General features: G+C 56.4%; 16 protein-coding genes and 1 pseudogene. 9 read left to right on the forward strand and 8 right to left on the reverse strand.

Annotated features, from left to right (window positions below):
* Position 1 precedes the first annotated feature (1 nt).
* Complete coding sequence (ppx, locus tag IAE48_RS13255; RefSeq protein ID WP_094421502.1) at positions 2-1,543, forward strand: exopolyphosphatase; 1,542 nt, start codon at positions 2-4, stop codon at positions 1,541-1,543.
* Positions 1,544-1,556: 13 nt separating this feature from the next.
* Here ppx and IAE48_RS13260 read toward each other — a convergent pair whose 3' ends face one another.
* Positions 1,557-3,770: an EAL domain-containing protein gene (locus IAE48_RS13260; RefSeq protein ID WP_200134673.1), complete on the reverse strand. Its 2,214-nt coding sequence runs from the start codon at positions 3,768-3,770 to the stop codon at positions 1,557-1,559.
* 350 nt (positions 3,771-4,120) lie between these two features.
* On the opposite strand from IAE48_RS13260, the gene IAE48_RS13265 reads away from it, so the two are divergent.
* On the forward strand, positions 4,121-4,312 hold the full coding sequence (locus IAE48_RS13265) for a YfgG family protein (protein WP_071789562.1): 192 nt from the start codon (positions 4,121-4,123) through the stop codon (positions 4,310-4,312).
* A gap of 49 nt (positions 4,313-4,361) precedes the next feature.
* On the opposite strand, the gene IAE48_RS13270 is transcribed toward IAE48_RS13265, so the two are convergent.
* The gene (locus IAE48_RS13270; RefSeq protein ID WP_200134724.1) at positions 4,362-4,967 is read right to left on the reverse strand and encodes a TetR/AcrR family transcriptional regulator; all 606 of its coding nucleotides are present in this window, start codon (positions 4,965-4,967) and stop codon (positions 4,362-4,364) included.
* A 141-nt stretch (positions 4,968-5,108) separates the two neighbouring features.
* Between IAE48_RS13270 and IAE48_RS13275 the strand changes: the two genes are divergently transcribed.
* Together IAE48_RS13275 and IAE48_RS13280 are read left to right on the forward strand one after the other, a co-directional pair.
* The gene (locus IAE48_RS13275; protein ID WP_200134674.1) at positions 5,109-5,510 is read left to right on the forward strand and encodes a RidA family protein; all 402 of its coding nucleotides are present in this window, start codon (positions 5,109-5,111) and stop codon (positions 5,508-5,510) included.
* Between the two features lie 82 nt (positions 5,511-5,592).
* The gene (locus tag IAE48_RS13280; RefSeq protein WP_200134725.1) at positions 5,593-6,384 is read left to right on the forward strand and encodes an MBL fold metallo-hydrolase; all 792 of its coding nucleotides are present in this window, start codon (positions 5,593-5,595) and stop codon (positions 6,382-6,384) included.
* Between the two features lie 5 nt (positions 6,385-6,389).
* On the opposite strand, the gene IAE48_RS13285 is transcribed toward IAE48_RS13280, so the two are convergent.
* The 3 genes from IAE48_RS13285 to IAE48_RS13295 form a co-directional block, all read right to left on the reverse strand.
* Positions 6,390-7,280: an oxidoreductase gene (locus IAE48_RS13285; RefSeq protein WP_200134675.1), complete on the reverse strand. Its 891-nt coding sequence runs from the start codon at positions 7,278-7,280 to the stop codon at positions 6,390-6,392.
* Positions 7,281-7,403: 123 nt separating this feature from the next.
* Entirely contained in the window at positions 7,404-10,502 is a 3,099-nt protein-coding gene (locus tag IAE48_RS13290; RefSeq protein WP_200134676.1) for a multidrug efflux RND transporter permease subunit, read from the reverse strand.
* A gap of 149 nt (positions 10,503-10,651) precedes the next feature.
* Entirely contained in the window at positions 10,652-11,041 is a 390-nt protein-coding gene (locus tag IAE48_RS13295) for a transporter (RefSeq protein WP_232045295.1), read from the reverse strand.
* 321 nt (positions 11,042-11,362) lie between these two features.
* Here IAE48_RS13295 and IAE48_RS13300 point away from each other — a divergent pair, with 321 nt between their 5' ends.
* Both IAE48_RS13300 and IAE48_RS13305 read left to right on the forward strand, forming a co-directional pair.
* A complete protein-coding gene (locus IAE48_RS13300; RefSeq protein WP_200134677.1) occupies positions 11,363-12,067 on the forward strand; it encodes a response regulator in 705 nt (234 codons plus the stop codon).
* Entirely contained in the window at positions 12,064-13,137 is a 1,074-nt protein-coding gene (locus tag IAE48_RS13305; protein ID WP_200134678.1) for an ATP-binding protein, read from the forward strand. The genes IAE48_RS13300 and IAE48_RS13305 overlap by 4 nt, the downstream gene beginning before the upstream one ends.
* Here IAE48_RS13305 and IAE48_RS13310 read toward each other — a convergent pair.
* The gene (locus IAE48_RS13310) at positions 13,134-14,033 is read right to left on the reverse strand and encodes an ATP-grasp fold amidoligase family protein (RefSeq protein ID WP_200134679.1); all 900 of its coding nucleotides are present in this window, start codon (positions 14,031-14,033) and stop codon (positions 13,134-13,136) included. The two genes, IAE48_RS13305 and IAE48_RS13310, sit on opposite strands and share 4 nt — an antisense overlap.
* Positions 14,034-14,113: 80 nt before the next feature.
* Entirely contained in the window at positions 14,114-14,302 is a 189-nt protein-coding gene (locus tag IAE48_RS13315; protein ID WP_094421517.1) for a hypothetical protein, read from the reverse strand.
* A 33-nt stretch (positions 14,303-14,335) separates the two neighbouring features.
* Here IAE48_RS13315 and IAE48_RS13320 point away from each other — a divergent pair, with 33 nt between their 5' ends.
* The 3 genes and pseudogenes from IAE48_RS13320 (at position 14,336) to IAE48_RS13330 (ending at position 15,788) form a co-directional block, all read left to right on the forward strand.
* Complete coding sequence (locus IAE48_RS13320; protein WP_094421519.1) at positions 14,336-14,767, forward strand: GNAT family N-acetyltransferase; 432 nt, start codon at positions 14,336-14,338, stop codon at positions 14,765-14,767.
* A gap of 7 nt (positions 14,768-14,774) precedes the next feature.
* Positions 14,775-15,176: pseudogene (locus tag IAE48_RS13325) on the forward strand (GNAT family N-acetyltransferase); the annotation flags it as partial.
* 63 nt (positions 15,177-15,239) lie between these two features.
* Positions 15,240-15,788, forward strand: a complete 549-nt coding sequence (locus IAE48_RS13330) for a GNAT family N-acetyltransferase (protein WP_200134727.1) — start codon at positions 15,240-15,242, stop codon at positions 15,786-15,788.
* Positions 15,789-15,820: 32 nt separating this feature from the next.
* Here the strand turns inward: IAE48_RS13330 and IAE48_RS13335 are convergent, their stop codons facing one another.
* Positions 15,821-16,423 (reverse strand): hypothetical protein, encoded by a 603-nt coding sequence (locus IAE48_RS13335; RefSeq protein WP_094421521.1) that lies wholly within the window; start codon positions 16,421-16,423, stop codon positions 15,821-15,823.
* Positions 16,424-16,621: the final 198 nt, after the last annotated feature.

Raw genomic sequence — 16,621 nt, forward strand, 5'->3', positions numbered from 1 at the left:
TATGCCGATACAAGAGAAGATGCCACGACCGGAGGAGTTCGCCGCGGTCGATTTGGGTTCCAACAGTTTCCACATGGTGATTGCCCGTGTGGTGGATGGCGCGATGCAAATCATCGGGCGCCTTAAGCAGCGCGTGCATCTGGCTGACGGGCTGGACAGCAATAACATGCTGAGCGAAGAGGCGATGGAGCGCGGGATTGCCTGCCTGTCGCTGTTTGCCGAACGCTTGCAGGGCTTCGATCCGGCCAGCGTCTGCATCGTCGGTACGCATACGCTGCGCCAGGCATCGAACGCGACAGAGTTCCTCAAACGCGCCGAAAAAGTGATCCCCTACCCGATTGAGATCATCCCCGGCAACGAAGAGGCGCGCCTGATTTTTATGGGCGTTGAGCACACGCAGCCGGAGAAAGGCCGCAAGCTGGTGGTCGATATCGGCGGTGGCTCGACGGAGCTGGTAATCGGCGAAGATTTTCAGCCACAGCTGGTTGAGAGCCGTCGGATGGGCTGCGTCAGCTTTGCCCAGCTCTACTTTGCGGGCAGCACCATTAACGGTGAAAACTTCCGCCGCGCGCGCATGGCAGCAACGCAGAAGCTGGAGTCGCTTGCCTGGCAGTACCGCATTCAGGGCTGGAACGTGGCGCTTGGCGCCTCCGGCACGATAAAAGCGGTGCATGAAGTGCTGATCGCACTGGGCGAGAAGGATGGCATTATCACTCCGGAGCGGCTGGAGAGAGTGGTCGCGGAAGTGCTGAAATTTAAGAGCTTCAGCGATCTTACCCTGCCGGGCCTCTCCGATGAGCGCAAAGTGGTATTCGTGCCGGGTCTGGCCATTCTGTGCGGTGTCTTCGACGCGCTGGCGATCCGCGAACTGCGGCTCTCCGACGGCGCGCTGCGTGAAGGGGTGCTGTATGAGATGGAGGGGCGTTTCCGCCATCAGGACATCCGTAGCCGCACCGCGCAGAGCCTGGCAAGCCAGTACAATATCGACCGCGATCAGGCGCGTCGCGTGCTGGATACCACCACGCTGATTTACGATCAGTGGCAGGCGCAGAACCCGAAACTCGGCAACCCGCAGCTGGCGGCGCTGCTGAAATGGGCGGCGATGCTGCATGAAGTGGGGCTGAATATTAACCACAGCGGCATGCACCGCCACTCGGCCTATATTCTGCAAAACAGCGATCTGCCCGGTTTTAATCAGGAGCAGCAGCTGATGATGGCGACGATGGTGCGCTACCACCGCAAAGCTATCAAGCTCGATGAGATCCCGCGCTTTACGCTATTTAAAAAGAAACAGTTTTTACCGCTGGTACAGATCTTGCGTCTCGGCGTGCTGTTGAATAACCAGCGCCAGGCGACCACCACGCCGCCGACGCTGCGGCTGAAAACCGATGACAACCACTGGACGCTGAGCTTCCCCCATGACTGGTTTAGCCAGAATGCGCTGGTGCTGCTGGATCTGGAAAAAGAGCAGGAGTACTGGGAAGCGGTAACCGGCTGGCGGCTGAAGATCGAAGAGGAGCAGTCCCCGACCGTGGCGGCGTAAACCGCCACATTCGCTACTCTTCGACCAGCGTCTCCAACGGCGCGGGTTTGCCAATCAGATACCCCTGAAGATAATCGATACCCAGCGCGACCGCCGCGCTGCGTATCTCTTCACTCTCCACATACTCCGCCACCACCTGCATCTTCTTCATCCGCGCCAGATGGCAGATCGAGGCCACAATCTGGTAATCGAGACTGCTGGCGACAATGTTGCGGATAAAACTCCCATCAATCTTCAGAATATCCGCCGACACGGTTTTCAGCCTCGCATAGCTGGCATAGCCGGTGCCAAAATCATCAATCGCCACCCGGCAGCCCATCTGTTGCAGCTGCGATAAGGTATTGATCGCCTGCGCCAGGCTCGGCAAAGCATTGCTTTCGGTGATCTCAAAAATAAGCTGCCACGGCTCAACGCCGTACCTCTCAAGCAGGCTGAGCACCTCTTGGGCGAAGTGCGTGCGGCAGAGGGAGGAGGGAGAGAGGTTAATGGCGAAACGCTGGCCGGGAAGCGCCTCGTGGTGCTGCGCCATAAAGCGCAGGACATGCTCCGTCACCCACAGGTCAATGCGCGATGAGAGGCCAAACTCATGAGCCACCGGCAAAAAGAGATCGGGCTTGATGATCTCGCCGCTCTCCTCGCGCATCCGCAGCAGGATTTCATGATAATCGTCGCCGCGCACGCCCTGGATCCGCTGTGCCATCAGCACAAAATGGTCCTGCTCCAGCGCCAGTTGCAGGCGGTTCATCATCTCCACTTTGCTTTTCACCCCGCGCTGCACGTTCGCTGCTCCGCGGTTTTGCAGGCTTTCCGGGTGGTGGGTCGCCAGCGACAGATCGGCAATCGTGCTCAGCTCCCCCAGCAACATATAGAGATGTTTGACCGGCGAGCGCACATAACAGTAGCTAAAGCCGACCTGCGGCTGGAGCGGCATCTCATCCCAGACGAAACGAAACTGTTTGACCCGCGCATCCAGCGCCTCGATGCGCGTCTGGTGTGATTGGGTATTCAGGCGAATCACCAGATCGTGGCCGGAGAGCTGGTGGACACTCTCTTCTGCCGAGAGCAGCGGCTTAAGCCAGTCCGCCATGTGCTGTTTGTACTGAATACGCAGCCAGACGCCATAGTTGCGCCCGAGCAGCTCCAGCTCCGGCACGCGTAAAAAACAGAGCACCGACCAGGGGGTATCGGCAAGCGATCGGCTCAGGGCGCGCAGGTTCGGCATATGGGTGACGGGGTCGATATAGGCCAGCCGCCGGGCGCGATCGTGCACCTGCCGCTGGCGGGTCGCCATAATCGCCATCGCGAGGATCATAAAAGAGAAGACCAGATAGCTGGAGGAGGCAATCGCCAGTTGCACATCCCAGGTTGGCGAATTGGGCAGATAGTGATAGTAAAAGTGAACCGAGAGCACCAGCAGCGGTGTCCAGATAAAGAGCATAAAGCGAAAGCCGTAACGCATTGAGCCCCACAGCATCACCGGCAGCAGCAGCGACAGCGTGTAGTTAGTGCTGAATATCGAGCTGTTATTATTCAGCGGGCGCAGCAACAGCAGCAAAATGGCGGTGATAATGCCTAACCAGATCAGCAGCTCTATACGCGTAACTTTTCGGTCGAACTCGGCGCGCAGCTGTGAGAACCAGGCAATCGCATAGCGCGGATGGCGCAAAATACGGATCACTAAATAGCTAAAGGGCACGCCGGTGATGGCCCCCACCAGCAGCGCCTGGTAGTTAATCAACGTGGGCACATTGAGCGCCAGCGCCCCGCCCTCATTAACCGCAACATCAAGATTCAGCCAGACCCCCAGCTCAAGCAGGATCAGGTAGAGCGTGGCGGGGCTGAGCACCTGCCAGAAGACCCGCTGCGTCATCTGCCGCGTCGAACCATAGGCAATTTGATGGCGACGGGCGACAAAAAGCCGGTAGCCGAACCAGCTTAGCAGCAGCGGAATCAGCATATGCACGCATCGCTCCACCACGACGAACGGGCCAGCAGAGGCATAATGCCAGGTTAAGGCGATGATCACACCCGGCAATGCGGCCCAGCCAAAGAATGTCATCATGGTGGTGAACAGTGCCATCGGCAGGTAATAGAGCATCACCTCCTGACCTGAAATAATGGTGAACGTATTTGCCAGATTAACGAGCGGGTAGAAAACGGGGGTGATGATAAGCGGCAGCGCCCACCATCTGTCTTTGTATCTGTTGTAACTTCTTATCAATGACATAATCACTCAGCAAACCCGCATAACGCGAGAGAGGTGGTTAAGACAGGTTTCCAGTCTCACTACACGAAGCCCAAACAGCGTGGCAGTGCGCAAATGATAAGAAATTTAAGAGGTCAATGCGGAGTGACAATTGTTTTAGATCAAGTAATCCGCCTCGACGCGGTTATATTCGGCTGATTATTACCAATCTCGCGCTTTTTTATTTAAGGTGTAAATAATTAATTTATCTTATATAAAGTGTGGTGATATTTTATTCACACTGTTTTTGCGGCAAGCATGATTGATCTTAATAAGAGAGTGTGACTTAATGTCCCCGTCGCCCGTTGTTCGGGTATTCCTAAGGAACCATTGTGAGTCAGGCAACCAGTATGCGAAAACGACATCGATTTGACAGTCGCATGACCCGTATCGTACTTCTTATCAGCTTCCTCTTCTTCTTCGGCCGTTTTGTCTATTCCTCTGTTGGCGCCTGGTATCATCATCAGGAAAAAAGCCAGTTACAACCTGTTAGCCAGACTATCGACCCCACCGCACAACGTTAACGATTTCCGTTTTTTTTGCCTGCACGCTTTCGCGTGGAGTCACGCACGCTTATTTCCCCTCGTCAGGCGTAATGCGTAAACCGCTCGCCAGCGCGGTAAAGGCGTCGATCATCCTGGGCAACGCCTGCTCTGGCTCGTCGCTGGCCGCGACCCACAGGGCGGCATTCAACGCCGCACCGTTTAACAGGCGTGCGGCGGCGTCGGCATCAACCGGCTTGAGTTCTCCACGTTCAATCATGGCGATCACCGTCTGGCGCGTGGCTTCGAGGCAGCTATTCTGGCTTGGCCACTGAGCCGGATCGCCGAGAAACGCCGGGCCATCAAGCAGGACAATGCGCCGCACCTCTTCATCCAGCGCCATTTTAATGTAGGTAATGCCTTCGGCTAACAGTTGCTGCCATGCGTTGGCGGCCTTCGCGGCCTCGGCCTTCGCCCGCTGCGCCATCTCACCATCGATCTCGGCAACCACGGCAGCCAGCAGCCCTTTTTTATCGCCAAAATTGTGGTACAGCGCGCCGCGCGTCAGGCCGACGCTGGCGGTTAGCTCATCCATCGAAGCGGCGGCAAACCCTTTTTCAGCAAAGGCACGTCGCGCTGCCGCCAGCAATTTCGCGCGGTTCTCTTCCATCGTTTCACTGCGGCGTTTACCGGCCATCATCCTCTCCTTTTCACATACGGTGTGTATCTCATTTGACATACATCGCGTATGTGATATTAATTTCATATACGCGGCGTATATTAAACCTTTTTCCTGCGCCGCGCACTCCTCTCACTTACATTGCCAAAAGGAACCACTATGATCCGTCGCGAAGCTGTTTTCCCTGCCAATCGTCATGCGCTTTATGAGGCGCACGGCTACTCCGCCGCCATCCGCTCCGGCGATCTGCTCTTTGTCTCCGGCCAGGTCGGCAGCCGGGAAGATGGCACACCAGAGCCCGATTTTGCCCGCCAGGTTGAGCTTGCCTTTGCGAACCTCAGCGCAACCCTTGCCGCTGCTGGCTGTAACTTTGATGATCTTATTGATGTCACCACTTTCCATACCGACCCGGAAGCGCAATTCCCGACCATCATGCAGGTGAAAGAAGCGATTTTTCCGCAGCAGCCCTACCCCAACTGGACGGCAGTGGGCGTCAACTGGCTGGCAGGTTTCGACTTCGAAATCAAAGTGATTGCCCGCATTCCCGACGCGCAGCCGTAACGCGCGACGCACGAACCATCACACCGCTGTGGCGCGATGTGCCAGGCTGATCCTGTCCTTACTGCACAACGGAGAAGTGATGATGATGACCTTATGCCGCGCCTGCGGCACCTCGTATGAGACCGCAGGCGAACACCCGCAGCAGTGCAAAATCTGTGTTGATGAGCGGCAATTTGTGCCGCCCGGCGGGCAACAGTGGGTCGATCCTGCCGAGCTGCTGGCTTCCCATGCCAATAAGTGGGCGCAGCACGAGGCGGATCTCTTCAGCCTGCAAACGGTGCCGGATTTTGCCATCGGCCAGCGTGCCTTTCTGGTGAGAACGCCGGAGGGGAATATTTTATGGGACTGCATCGCCACGCTCGACGCGGCGACAAAAACGCTGATTGCCGCGCTGGGCGGGCTGAAAGCGATTGCCATCTCTCACCCGCACTACTACACCACCATGCAGGAGTGGGCCGCCGAGTTTGACGCGCCGATCTATCTTCACGCCAGCGATCGCGAGTGGATCATGCGCGACAGCCCCTGGCTGAATTTATGGGAGGGCGATACGCTTCAGTTGACCCGCGACGTGAGCGTGATGCGCCTCGGCGGCCACTTCGCCGGCGGTGCGGTGCTCTACTGGGCGCGGGATGATGGCATTATGCTGTCGGGAGATATTGTGCAGGTCGCGCCGGGCAATGACGCGGTCTCGTTTATGTGGAGCTACCCGAATATGCTGCCACTCTCAGCCGACACGGTGAGCGACATGCTGCGCCGCCTGAGCGCGATAAACTTCACCCGGCTCTACGGCGCGTTTGAAGGCCGGGAGATTACACACAATGCCGCAGCGATCGTGCGGCGTTCCGCCGAGAAGTATCTGGCCTGTCTGCGCTAACGCGCTCAGCCTGGTCCTTCGCTGGCGGCCGCCAGCAGCGGCACCAGCACATCGCTGATCGGCACCGCAATGCCGTGCGCGTGGCCGAGCCGCTGGATCACGCCGTTGCGGATATTCCACTCCAGCGGGCGGTTCGCCTGGCGGTCAGCCAGAATAGAGGTGCCCAGATCGGCAGGCGCGCGCTGGAAGTTGCCAACAATCTCCTGCGGCACGTCATCTTTCAGCACCGCCCCTTCGGCGCGCGCAACGGCCAGGCACTCACGCAAATAGGCCAGCGCTAAATCGGTAATATCGTCGCGGGAAAACATACCGGCACGGCGATTGGCCAGCACCATCAGCCCGGCCGCCGCATTCTGCAACAGCTTGCGCCAGGCGATAGAGAGAAAATCCGCAGAGAGATCGACCGCGCAGCGCGTGCCGCTTAATGCTTCGACCACCCGCTGTGCCTGCGGCACATCCGGCAGAGTCAGACGCGGTTTCGCCCGCAGCCAGACGGAGGCATCCGGCTCGCGCTGCGCCGGAAACCAGACCACGGAAGGGAGCACCGTCGCGCCATTGACCAGCGGCGCGAGCTGCGCTTTCTGCTCCACGCCGTTTTGCAGCGCGCACACCACCGTCTTTTCATCGCACAGTGCGGCGAGCCAGCCCGCACTTTCGGCAACCTGGGTGGTTTTCACCGCCACAAACAGTAAATCGACCGGCTGCTGGATCGCCGTTGGCTCGGTGAGAACCGGGCCGGGGACGACGATCTCGCCCTCATCGTGGCGCAGCGTTAACTGCGAATGTGCAGTGCGCCCGCATAGCAGCGGCGCGCGGTCAACTTCATGCAGCGCGGCGGCAATGGTGGTGCCAATCGCGCCCGGGCCAATCAGCGCAATCGTAAGATTTTCAGACATCAAACGTTCTCCTGCTGTGATTATCGGTTATCAGTGCCCATCAGGCGAGATTGACGCATAAGCCTGTTTTCGCCTGCATAACACCATAAGCCCGTTGCGGAATGAAAGACAGCCGATTTCATCTCACGCCTCTTTTGCCCGTCGCGTAGCCCACTCGCAAAGCCGCATGATGACAACAAAAAAGACCGGCACAAAAAATAGCGACAGCACGGTGGCGCTGATCATGCCGCCAAACACCCCGGTGCCAATCGCATGCTGCGTACTGGCGCTGGCGCCGCTGGCAATCATCAATGGCACCACGCCGAGCGTAAAGGCGAGCGAAGTCATCAAAATGGGGCGTAGCCGCTGCCGCGATGCCATCAGCGTCGCCTCGAGGGTGCTTTTGCCCTGCAAACGCAGCTGGCGGGCAAACTCAATAATCAGAATGGCGTTTTTCGCCGACAGGCCAATCAGCGTGATAAGCCCGACTTTGAAAAAGACATCATTGCTCATACCGGCGACGATCACCGCGATAAGCGCACCGATAAGCCCCAGCGGCACCACCAGCATCACCGCAAAGGGGATCGACCAGCTCTCATACAGCGCGGCAAGCACCAGAAACACCACCAGCACCGATAGCGCAATCAATCCCGGCAACTGCGCGGCGGAGGCTTTCTCCTGTAGCGAACTGCCCGCCCACTCGCCGCCAAACCCCTCTGGCAGTTCGCGCGCCAGCTGCTCCATCGTCGCCATCCCGGTGCCGCTCGAGTGCCCCGGCGCGGCGCTGCCGGTAATGCGTATTGCCGGGTAGCCCTGATAGCGGTTGAGCTGCTGCGGCGACTGGGTCCACGTCGCGCTAACCACGCTTGAGAGTAAAACCATCTCCCCGCTTCTGTTTTTCAGCGGGATGTTAAGCAGCGTCTCTGGCTGCATCCGGTATGCGGCATCGGCCTGCACAATCACCTGCTGTAAGCGACCATTCTGCGTGTAGTCATTAACGTAATTCGAGCCGGAGGCGACGGAGATCGCCTGGTTAATCTCCTCAAACGAGACGCCCATCGCCTCGGCTTTCTCACGGTCGATAGTCAGCGAGATAGAGGTGCCCTGCGGCAAACCGTCGATATAGACATCAGAGAGCGCACCGCTTTCATACGCTTTCTCCACCAGCGTATCCGCCGCCTGTTTCAGCGCGTTATATCCCTTTCCTGCCCGATCCTGAATATAAAAGGTAAACCCGGATGAGGTGCCCATATCGGAGATGGCAGGCGGCAGCAGGCTCATGGTCGTCGCGCCCGGCACGGACTCCATCTTTTGCTGAATAAGATCGGCTTCACTCTGCGCCGTCGCACCGTGGCGCTCCTGCCACCCTTTCAGGGTGGTAAAGGCCATCGCCGAGTTCTGCCCGGAGCCTGAAAAGCCAAAGCCGAGGATCATCAGGTTGCTGTCGATGGCCGGGCGATCGACCAGCGCCTGCTCAAACTGCTCCACTACTTCCGTGGTGCGCTGCATGGTGGCGTCCGAGGGAAGCTGAATGGAGGACATAAAGTAGCCCTGATCCTCCTCGGGTAAAAAGGAGGATGGCAGCGCCACCAGACCGGCAAACAGCGCGATGCAGAGCGCGGCGTAGATCAGCAGCATGCGGCCGCTGCGCCTCAATACCCATAAAAGCCCCGATTCATAACGCGCTGACAGCCCGTTAAAGGCGCGATTAAAGCGGGCGGAGAATCCGCGTGCAGCGCCCGTGTGCGGCTTCAGCACCGTTGCGCAGAGCGCGGGCGTCAGGGTAAGCGCCAGGAAGGCGGAAAAGAGGATCGACACCGCCATCGCAATGGCGAATTGTCGGTAGATCAGGCCAACAGAGCCGCTGGCGAAGCCCATCGGGATAAACACTGCGGTCAGTACCAGCGTGATACCGATAATCGCCGGGGTGATTTCGTGCATCGCCTGCCGGGTGGCGTCGGCGGGCGTCATCCCCTGCTCCTCCATCAGGCGCTCGACGTTCTCAACCACCACAATCGCGTCATCGACGATAATGCCAATCGCCAGCACCATGCCAAACATAGTGAGGATATTGATGGAGTAACCGCTTAGCAGCATCACGGTAAAGGTACCAAGCAGCGCAATAGGCGCGACAATCGCCGGGATCAGCGTACAGCGCACTTTATGCAGGAAGAGCAGCATCACCAGGAACACCAGCACCATCGCTTCGATAAAGGTCTGCACCACTTTGTAGATGGAGAGTTTAACGAAGGGCGCGGTATCAAAAGGCACCGTGAAGACCACTCCTTCCGGCAGCACACTTTTCAGCTCTGCCAGACGCTGATGCACCGCCGCTGCGGTATTAATGGCATTCGCCCCGGTGGAGAGCTGGATCGCCGCAGCCGTTGCCGGCACGCCATTCTCGCGAATACCAAAGGCGTAGCTCTGTAAACCGCTCTCAACGCGTGCGATATCCGCCAGCCGCAAACGCGCGCCGGTGGTGTTCGACTTCAGCGTGATATTGCGAAACTCCTCAATGGAGGAGAGCTGGCCTTTGACGGTCAGCGGATAGGTCACGCGCTGCCCCGCCAGCGCAGGCTCATCCCCCACACGTCCCGGTGAGACCAGCACGTTTTGCTGCGCAATCGCCGTGGTGACATCGCTGACCGAGAGCTGATAGCTGTGCATCTTGAGCGGATCGAGCCAGATACGCATCGCCTTCTCGCCGCCAAAGAGCTGCACCTTGCCGACGCCGGGAAGACGGCGCAGCTCATCGGTCACATTGCGGGCAAAGTAGTCGCTGAGATCCGCCTCCTGGTACTTACCGTTCGTCGATTTCAGCCCGACCATCATCAAAAAACCAGTCTCTGCCGCATCGACGCTGATCCCGTTTTGCCGCACCACCTGCGGCAGCCGTGGCTCGACAATTTTGATCTGGTTTTGCAGATCGATCTGCGCAAGCTTTACATCGGTACCCGGTTTGAAGGTGACGGTAATCGACGCCGTGCCGCTGGTATCGCTGGTGGCCTCAAAATAGAGGATGTTATCTACGCCGGAGATCTCGCGCTCAATCAGCGAAATAACCGAAGTGTTCATCATCTCCGGCGTCGCACCGGGAAAGGTGACGGAAATAATCACCCCCGGCGGAGCCACCGCCGGATATTGTGATACGGGCAGCTTTGGAATGGCGAGCAGCCCGCCGAGGATAATAAATAACGCAATAACCCAGGCAAAAACGGGGCGTGCAATAAAAAAGTGCGGCATGGTTTTATTTTGTCATGTTGTCCAGAGGATCAGGCGCGGGCATGATTATGACTCGCCATTTTTTGCGCCTGGTTAATCAATAATCGTAAGGTTTATCTGTTTAGCCTTAATGCATGGTTGATGGAGCCTGTGTGGAGAGCGGGATAAGATCAGAATCGCCGGACGAGTAAAAACAGCGGCGTCACACCAAAAAAGGCGGTCAGAAAGCACTCATAGTAGAAAGTGAGATCGTAAATCGTCGGTACGCGATAGCGTAAAACGTTAAAAATAACGATCAGGCTAATAAAGAGTGAGGCAATAATCAGAAAGATAAGCGTTAATTCCTGTAATACGCCACTTTTCTGCTGCACTACCAATAAAAACGTACAGGCGCAGAGGTTGATATAGAGCAACGGCGAGGCGAGCAGCGTTAGCGCGACTTTCTCACCAATATGGTGTATTAACAGCAGCCATATATAGAGCAGGCCCCAGCAGACCAGCAGAAAAACAGCCAGCGAGGGAAAATTCTCAGCCCTGGGTTTTATATCCAGTTTCATCATTGCTTCATTCCTGATGAATAAACACGGCCCGGCAGCCGTGATATTTACTCTGCACGTAAGGCAGCACACACCGGCTGTTTGCACCGATGGCAAAACAGTGAGCGACTATTGTTATTCCGCTGCGTGTACATTTTTTAACGTGAATGTGGAGTCTGTGTGGAAGCCGTAATGAGGGGTTAAGAAAGAGCGCATTACGGCATGCAACTTTTGCCGTCGGGTCTGGTCTGACTGTGGCAAATTGCTGGCAGGACACCACCGTGTTTCATTCAGAAAGAACTAAATTAATACGCACTGACATCGTCAACGGTAGCGGGAGAGAAGATGGACAATAAGCACCTTATTCTGGTTGCTGAAGATGATGATGAAATCGCCGATATTCTGCAAAGCTATATCCATCGCGCCGGTATGCGTACGCTGCGCGCGGCCGACGGCGAGCAGGCGATTAGCCTTTGTTATCTGCATAAACCCGATTTGGTTTTACTTGATATTCAGCTGCCCATCCATGATGGCTGGAGCGTTCTGAGCGCGGTGCGCAAAGAGAGCACGGTGCCGGTCATCATGGTCACCGCACTGGATCAGGACATCGATAAACTGATGGGGCTGCGGCTTGGCGCGGATGATTACGTGGTGAAGCCCTTCAACCCGTCGGAAGTGGTGGCGCGCATCGAAGCCGTGCTGCGCCGTACCAAAGCGGGCGGCGTGCCGCCTTGCGATAAACCGATTCGCACCCAGCATGTGACGGTCTATCCCGAGGAGTTTTATGTCGAGGTGCATGTTGATGGTCAAACGGTCACCCCGCTGCTGACCACCACCGAATTTAAGCTGCTGGCGCACCTGGCGAAAAACCCGCGCAAAGTCTGCTCCCGCGAAGAGCTGCTCAATGCCTGCCTGCCGGAGGGCGATACGCTGGATCGCACGGTCGACAGCCATATGAGTAAGCTGCGCAAAAAGCTGGAGCAGTGCGGCCTGAAGGGGATGCCGGAGAGCATTCGCGGCATGGGCTACCGTCTGGGGCAGATGAAATGAGCCGCCAGCAGACATTAGATCGGCAGATCCTGTGGTTTATGATCTCCCTGACGCTGATCGTGATTGCCATCGCTATCATTGGCTCTTATCTCTTTTATGCCTTTCTGATCGACTACATCCCTGGCGGTGCGGAGATCGGCAATGAGGAGCAGATGACGATTGTCGACTGGGCGTGGATCCTGATGGTCACCCTAGTGTCGCTCGCCATCTCGCTCTTTTTCGCCGTCAGGCTGTCATCAAAAATCCTGCGCCCGTTAACCTCTGTCGCCACCAGCCTGCGGCGGATTGCCGAGGGCGATCTCGGTGCGCGCGCCGCCTGTTCCAGTTCGCACCTTGGCGAGGTCAATAACCTCGTTAATGACTTCAATACCATGGCGGAAAAACTGCAAACCCTCGAGGCGCAGCGGAAATCGTGGAATGCGGCGATTGCCCACGAGTTGCGCACGCCGGTGACGATCCTGCGCGGCAGGCTGCAAGGGCTGGTCGATGGCGTATTCGACGCCGATCCAGCGCTTTTTGCCAACCTGCTTAAGCAGACCGAAGGGTTAACCAACCTGATTGAGGATATGCGGGTAGTAAGTTCTTCCGGCGCGGCGCAATTTTCATTAACCCTTGAGGAGGTCGATTTACAGTCGACGTTGCAGAGCGCGATTGACGCCTTCTCGCTGGAGTTCGCGCGCCATCACGTCAACGTGATCGCGGAGCTGCGCCCGCAGGCCTGCATATGCGATCCGCTTCGCATTATTCAGTGCCTGACGGTGCTGTTCGATAACGCCATCAAATATGCCACCTCGAAAACCCTGGTGATCAAAAATGGCGTTACCGATAAAGAGGTGTACGTGCTGGTGCAGGATCATGGCCCCGGCATTCCTGAAGGGCTGCATAAATTCCTGTTTCAGCCTTTTCAGCGCGGAGCCGACGCGCGCGAGGCGCACCCGGAGGGCTGCGGGCTGGGCTTATCCGTGGTGAAAGCGATCATGCTTGCCCACGGCGGCGATGTAACCTACACCCTGACGGCCAACCGCCATTCGCTGTTCAGGCTGAGCTGGCCGTTATGCCCAACGCGCTAAGTTAAGTTGAGGTGCCACATCTCACCCAGCCGGGCATCCCACTCGGCCGGGACGATCTTCAGTTTTCCCCGGCGCGGGCTGAGGGTGATTTCACTAAAATAGATCACCTCCTCCGCCGGCATCAGATCGATGCGGCAGTAATCGATCCCTTTGGCTAACCGTTCCGACGCGCCGATCGCTCGCGGCAATAAGTCAGGTTCGGGGATCGCACCAGGCGTATTGGGATACTCCATCTGGTAGGGCTGCAACTGCCATGCGCGGTTATAGACGTTGATATAACCATTCCCCTCTTCATCGGTAAAATCTGCCTCAATCACCTCGGCGACACCGTGGAAACAGTGGAGGCGCAGCATCTCTGGCGTCTGGTTTTGATTGCCGCGGGTAAAGACGTCGATATATTTCTCGCACAGAATAACGGGCGCAATATCTTTGTACTGCCACTCGCGGGTCGAGTAATACATATTCTTTTTCAGGGCCAGCGACAGCTTATTAATGGCTGCACCAACGTTAAGCTTATCCTTATCAAGACAGACCACCGCGCTGCCGCTGTCGTGATTACACTTCAGCACAAAGCGCTCTGGCAGGCTGTTGAAGTCAATATCCTCGACTCGTCGGTAAACGCCTAATAGCGGCACGACGTGTAATTGATCTGTGCGGGCATGAACGTAGTCACGCACCGCCAGCTTATCCGCCAGCAGGGTGTAGAGCGGGTTTCGGTCATACAGCATGCGGTGGCAGATCTTTTCGCTGAGCGTCACCGGGTGGCGCAAATCATGTTCGCGTCCGGAAATTCTTTTTAGCCTGCTGGCATGAAAATGGCTGTCCGCCACGGCGCAGGCAGTCATTTTTTTCGCTAAATAAGAGATGTATCTACGGAAATAGTCGAGTTTGTTCATTGCCCCCTCCTGAGAACAATGAAGATTGTGAACAGCTTTTATTGCGCGATATTGCGCGAATTATGGAGAGAAAATGGAGGTCAATAAACGACCTGTCTTGCCGTTTTAAATAATTCAGCCCTTCTCTTTTTTCCGGTAATAAACTCTCTATCGCTAAACGCACAAAGCGGGCTACCAGAATTGGCGGCGCGGGGTGTTTGAAGGGAGAGGGAAAGTTCTTTACTCTCGAAGAGCAGACACATATCCATCCCATTGATGATAAAAATCATCTCCAGATAACTAAAAAATGATAAGGGAAAACCATGACCATTGAGATCGCCACCCAGGTGACGGAGCAGGACAAAGAGGAGCTGCTGAGCGGCTTACGGCGCTATAACCAGCAGTTTATTGATGCTTCAGGTTGGGGTCAGGTCGGTGTCTACAGCCGAAACGACGCGGGGGTAATGACCGGCGGATTAATCGGTACGCAAAAAGGGTTATGGCTGTGCATCGATTTTTTATGGGTCAGCGAAGAAGCGCGAGGTGCCAGGCTTGGCAGCACGCTTATCCGCACGGCAGAAGAGCAAGCTCAGCGTATGGGCTGCCAACACGCGCAGGTGGATACCGTCAGTTTTCAGGCGCTGCCCTTTTACCTTAAACAGGGTTACGAACTGAAATTCAGCCTGCCGGACTATCCCGAAGAGGGGATGCAGCGCCACTACCTGATCAAGTTAAACCTGAATGATCCGCGCTGAGGCCAAAATGGATATTGCCTTGCAGGAACTGGATGAGTCGCATATCGCGCCCTGCGCGCAACTTTACTGTCGCACCTACCAGCAAGCGCCGTGGAATGAGAGCTGGCCGTCACCGCAGCCGATTGTCGAGTTTATTCAGGCGCATTTGGGCAATAACTATTTCCGCGGCTATATCGCCAAATACGGCGATGAGGTAATCGCGGTGAGCATCGGCTTTAAAAAACCGTGGCCCGGCGGCATGGAGTATTACATTGATGAGTTCTTTATCGATCCGGAGTATCAAAGAAAGGGAATCGGAACCCAGCTGATGAGTTTTATCGAGGCGCGCTGCCTTGATGAAGGGCTGAATGCGATAATCCTCAACACGCAAAAAGGGTATGCTTCAGATGATTTCTACACGCGTAATGGCTTTAAAGAGCATCAGGGCTTAATTGTTCTCTCTAAATCGTTAGCCAATCACCAGGAGGCTGCCTTGCCCCTTTATACCTCACGCTTACTCCTGCGCCCCGTTGCGCAGGACGATCTCGGCGATCTGTTCGCGATTTATGGCGATCCGGCGACCAACACCTTCAACCCGGCGGGGCCCTATCCCGATATTGCATACACGAAAACGGTGCTGGATCGCTGGCTGGCGCACTGGGAAGAGCACGGGTTTGGCAGTTGGGCGATTGCGCTGCGCGATGCGCCTGAAAAGATCATCGGTTTTGGTGGCCTGAGCCTGCGCAGCTTTGCCGATATCCCGATGAATAATTTGGGTTACCGCTTTGCCACCAGCGCCTGGGGCAAGGGGCTGGCGAGTGAGTTATCGCAGCTCGCGGTGAAATATGGCTTTGAGACGCTGAACATGGGGGAGATTTGTGGCGTGGTGCGTGCTAACCATCTGGCGTCGCGAAAGGTACTGGAAAAAGCGGGACTGAAGTTTGTCCGCGAAATTGCGGATATTGAGAATGCGCCGCCGAGCCTGCTCTACGCCCTGAGCAGGGATGAGTGGCAGAAAGGCGCCTCCCATCCCTTAGCCTGAAACGCGAGGTGGATCTGCCACCTCGCCCCTCATCAGAAGCCCGGCGTGCGGGTCTGTTTGCTGTCCATAAATTTGATACGCGCCTCTCTCCAGACAGGATCGTCCAGTTCAAGAGAGGTGTTAGAGAGTTTCAGCACGGCTTGTTGCGTAGTGGAAGAGCACGCCATCCCGGCCTGTTTGCCAGGCTCTTTGCACCATACCATCGGCGTCGAATAAGGAGCATTTGATGCCGGGCCATACTTCTCGACCGCCGCTTTTTCCATCGCCTCTTTGTTGGCAGTCGACCACGGCAGCTCGTAAGTGATCATTGACGCCGCCAGCGGATGTTTCGCATCCACCGGAACGCGGCCTTCGAAATAGACCTGCAGTTTCACACCCTCTTTTTCATACCCGACAAATTTCGGCTGCTTATTACCGGTGACCGGGTTGTCTTGCGGGTATTTATCCACCTCCAGCGCAGAGGCGGGCACGTTAAAGTGGGTGGTAATAGCCTTGACGACCTCATCGTAATCCATGCCGGTTTTCACCCCGGCAACGTCAAATTTTGTCACATCAACGGCACGCAGCTCTTCCGCCTGAACCACAGAGGCACCCATCAACGATACGAAAACAATCGCGCTTAAACGCTTAAACATCCTGAACTCCTGTTCCTGAAAAAGTAAGCCATTGAGCGCTTTACATTACGTCCAATGTCGATGGGCATTAAGATAGCAGCGCGTGATGAGATGGCAACCGCATCGCCCTACCAGGGTTGATAGGTTTTTCTGCAATAGTGCGTTTATGCGCCTCGTCACAGATTAGAGAGGTCATTTTTTGCCCTGGCAAACAGAGCA

The organism is Kosakonia sp. S57 (assembly GCF_016516575.1).
Classification (GTDB): domain Bacteria; phylum Pseudomonadota; class Gammaproteobacteria; order Enterobacterales; family Enterobacteriaceae; genus Kosakonia; species Kosakonia cowanii.